This window comes from Pseudoalteromonas sp. PAST1 (genome assembly GCF_021532515.1).
GTDB lineage: Bacteria > Pseudomonadota > Gammaproteobacteria > Enterobacterales > Alteromonadaceae > Pseudoalteromonas > Pseudoalteromonas simplex.
The window spans coordinates 1-2,354 of record NZ_JAKGBH010000110.1; the positions used below are offsets into that span (position 1 = coordinate 1).

The 2,354-nt window shown below is 44.2% G+C and carries 5 protein-coding genes; 4 read left to right on the top strand and 1 reads right to left on the bottom strand.

Translation table 11 applies throughout. The features are described from left to right. The 4 genes from L1272_RS22780 to L1272_RS22795 all read left to right on the top strand — a co-directional run. Positions 1-241: peptide-methionine (S)-S-oxide reductase (locus L1272_RS22780; protein ID WP_171405825.1), on the top strand; the 241-nt coding region annotated here is incomplete at its 5' end. Between the two features lie 3 nt (positions 242-244). Next, a complete protein-coding gene (locus tag L1272_RS22785; RefSeq protein ID WP_005403706.1) occupies positions 245-505 on the top strand; it encodes a glutaredoxin in 261 nt (86 codons plus the stop codon). A gap of 31 nt (positions 506-536) precedes the next feature. Beyond that, positions 537-977 (top strand): peptide-methionine (R)-S-oxide reductase MsrB, encoded by a 441-nt coding sequence (gene msrB / locus L1272_RS22790; RefSeq protein WP_235374350.1) that lies wholly within the window; start codon positions 537-539, stop codon positions 975-977. A 228-nt stretch (positions 978-1,205) separates the two neighbouring features. Next, positions 1,206-1,868, top strand: a complete 663-nt coding sequence (locus tag L1272_RS22795) for a peptide-methionine (S)-S-oxide reductase MsrA (RefSeq protein WP_235374351.1) — start codon at positions 1,206-1,208, stop codon at positions 1,866-1,868. 253 nt (positions 1,869-2,121) lie between these two features. Here the strand turns inward: L1272_RS22795 and L1272_RS22800 are convergent. Further along, on the bottom strand, positions 2,122-2,354 hold a 233-nt coding region (locus L1272_RS22800), incomplete at its 5' end, for a diguanylate cyclase (RefSeq protein WP_235374352.1).

Genomic DNA, 2,354 nt, shown 5'->3' on the forward strand with positions numbered 1-2,354 from the left:
GAAGAATCGCCAAGGAAATGATGTTGGCACTTCGTATCGCTCGGCAGCGTTCTATCGTGACGATGCACAGAAAGCGATTATCGAAAACGTGATTGATGAGGTCAATGAGATCGGTCGCTTCGAGAATGAAGTGGTCACGACCGTCACCCTGGAAAAAGAATTCTACGACGCTGAGGCATATCACCAAAACTATTTGCAGAGGAATCCCAGCGGATACTCTTGCCATTTTGAAAGAGACTAAATCATGAACCAAATGAACGAGGAAAAAATGAAAGCACTTAAGAATGTTGTTATTTATACGAAAGACCATTGTCCATTTTGCGCACGCGTGAAGAATTACCTAACTGCTGAAAAGGTCGATTTCAAACAAATTCGCGTAGACGACGATCCGAAGACTTACCTGGAGTTGAAGGAAAGAACAAATCTCCAAACTGTACCGCAAGTTTTTGTGGATGGAGAATTCATTGGTAGTGCTACAGACTTCTTCTCGTGGATTGATAGCTAAAGAGTGAACCCTAAAATAAAGGAGCAAATATATGTTCAATTGGAAAAGCATTTACAGCTACCTCGATAACGGCACTCCAGCACCTCCCAGAAAAGTTGAAAGGAGCGAGGAAGAGTGGAAAGAAATTCTGACGCCAGCGCAATTTCGGGTCATGCGGATGAAAGGCACCGAACGCGCGCACACCGGAGAACTCTGTTCATTTTATGAAGCAGGTAGATACGCCTGTGTTGGCTGCGACACCGAACTCTTTGACTCGAACCTAAAGTTCGATTCGGGAACGGGATGGCCGAGTTTTTCTGAGCCTGTCGCCGACAACGTAATTCAATATGAACTGGATACGACGTACGGGCGCAGAATCGAAGTGTTATGCAATGTGTGCGAAGCCCATCTGGGGCACGTTTTTCCAGATGGCCCTGAGCCATCAGGGGTCCGATTCTGCATTAACTCTGAGTCATTGAAGTTTGTAGAATAATTTTTAAATTGAGGAGTTTTATGAAAGTGAACCTTTTGGAAAAAGAAGCCGTTGTGTGTTGATCAAGCTGTTCGGTCATAAAGACTGCCATAAAACCAAGATTTACCATTCGTACTTGACAGAAAAAGGGATCCAGTTTGTTTTTTGGATGTTCATGAAGACGACCGTCGGCTGCTGCTGATCTGCGAATGGGAGTGGCTACAATTCTTAAAAAGTTAGGTGAAAAATATGTCGGATCTAAAAATGAATAAAGAAGACGATGTTGAAAGCTATGAATTTGCGACCCCTGAAGCTATCGAAGAAGCATTGAAAACCGGAAAACTTAGTCAAACGGTTTTTGGCACGGGCTGCTTTTGGGGACCGGATTCAAATTTTGGAGGGACGCCGGGAGTAGTGCAAACACGTGTTGGCTACGCTGGAGCATCAACTCTGGATCCGAGTTACCGCAACATCAAGGGACACGCCGAAGTCGTCAGAGTGATCTACGATAAAGACCAAATTAGCTATAGAGAACTTCTTGGAGGTTTTGAGTCATGGTTTGTTCATGTCAGAAAGCAGGGTCAGTATCGCCAGATACTTTTTGTCTTTGATCAGGAGCAAAAACAAGTAGCTGAAGAACTGATTCAAGCGATTGGAAAGGATAAGTCTCCCGAGGTGATTGAAGCCGGACAACAAAATGGTTATTTTTGGCCAGCCGAAGATTACCATCAAAAGCATCGTCTTCGCAGAAACAAACAGCTTGTAAGTCTTGCTGAAGTAGATTTCGGTCCTCGCTGGGATGAACATCTGTATTTTACTAAATTGAATAGTACCGACAGAAAAGGCTTCAGTCTTTCAAACTGGCTAAAAAAGTTGTCTCCGGAAATGCAGAAAGCTTACCGAATCGGCTAATCTGAAATTGTGCTGGCTAAAGCACTCTATTTTCGCTACGCAATCAATGTGCCGGCCAACTTTAAATAGAGTCCCAGAGTGTACAAAGAAGCTGTGCAAGTGGCATTTTACCGATGTATTTAAACGGACTAATTATTGCCCATATGAGACCAGCTTATCTACCAGTTGTTAGGTGATCCCCCTCAAATTAACAGAACACACTGGTTTGATTGCGGCCTTGGGCTTTAGCTTTGTATAACATCTGATCGGCGGCTTAGAGCAACTGCTTTTTGTCGTTAAATAAATCAGCGCTGGCCAAACCGATGCTGACCGTTAATTGTCGTAATGGCCATTCATGGTTAGCCACTACCAGCCTTAATTTTTCCAGTGTTTTATTTGCGGACGCTGTGTCTGTGCCTGGCAGGATCAGCACAAACTCTTCACCACCATAACGGGCGAAAAAGTCATAGTTCCTGCTATGGCGCTGAAACAGAGCCGCGACTTGAC

What these genes read in the sequence shown, in the direction of transcription:
- L1272_RS22785 (WP_005403706.1), top strand. Translation starts at nt 245, where the DNA reads ATGAACCAAATGAACGAGGAAAAAATGAAAGCACTTAAGAATGTTGTT.
- msrB (WP_235374350.1), top strand. Translation starts at nt 537, where the DNA reads ATGTTCAATTGGAAAAGCATTTACAGCTACCTCGATAACGGCACTCCA.
- L1272_RS22795 (WP_235374351.1), top strand. Translation starts at nt 1,206, where the DNA reads ATGTCGGATCTAAAAATGAATAAAGAAGACGATGTTGAAAGCTATGAA.